Here is a 512-nt window from a genome sequence, read left to right as displayed (position 1 = left end):
CCCTGCAAGCACCAGCAAAGTTGCTATACAGATGGCAAACATCAAAGTCGCTGCTTTTGCCAGATTGGCATAAAAGCGCTCGTCTACTCTTTCCTTGACCTTTTTCAAGGCAAAAAATAAAAGAAAGAGAAACTGGATAGCGAGGAAGCCTCCCAAAGCAATGTACTTTATAAAAGGCGGATTGGTACTTGGAGTCCATAACCAGATTCCGACAGTATAGATAGAGGTTGCTGAAAGAGTCAATAGATTATAAAATTTCATGGTTAGATCATAGACCTGCTTTTCTTGAACTTCTTTCATCCTCTTAGGCCATGGTTTCATGTGAAACCAAGACCAGATACTCACGAGCTGACCTATACTTACCAAACCGACAATTATCCACTTGGATGACCAGCTGAGATTGCTGGGAGCAAGGAAAACAGTAAAATCAATAAAGAGAGCGGTGGCGACCAGCAAAATGAGGCCACCCATTTTTTGACTTTTTTTCATGATAGACTCCTTTCGTAGTGGTG

1 protein-coding gene is annotated in these 512 nt (G+C 41.8%); it reads right to left on the bottom strand.

Annotation, left to right across the window (positions count from 1 at the left end):
* Positions 1 to 489, bottom strand: a 489-nt coding sequence (locus D8792_RS11340; protein ID WP_125374027.1) for a hypothetical protein, incomplete at its 3' end; no start/stop codon positions are given.
* Between the last annotated feature and the right edge of the window lie 23 nt (positions 490 to 512).

Source organism: Streptococcus cristatus, from assembly GCF_003943505.1.
Lineage (GTDB): Bacteria > Bacillota > Bacilli > Lactobacillales > Streptococcaceae > Streptococcus > Streptococcus cristatus_E.
Note: the sequence above shows the minus strand (reverse complement) of the source record. Positions and strands in the feature narration are given on the sequence as shown.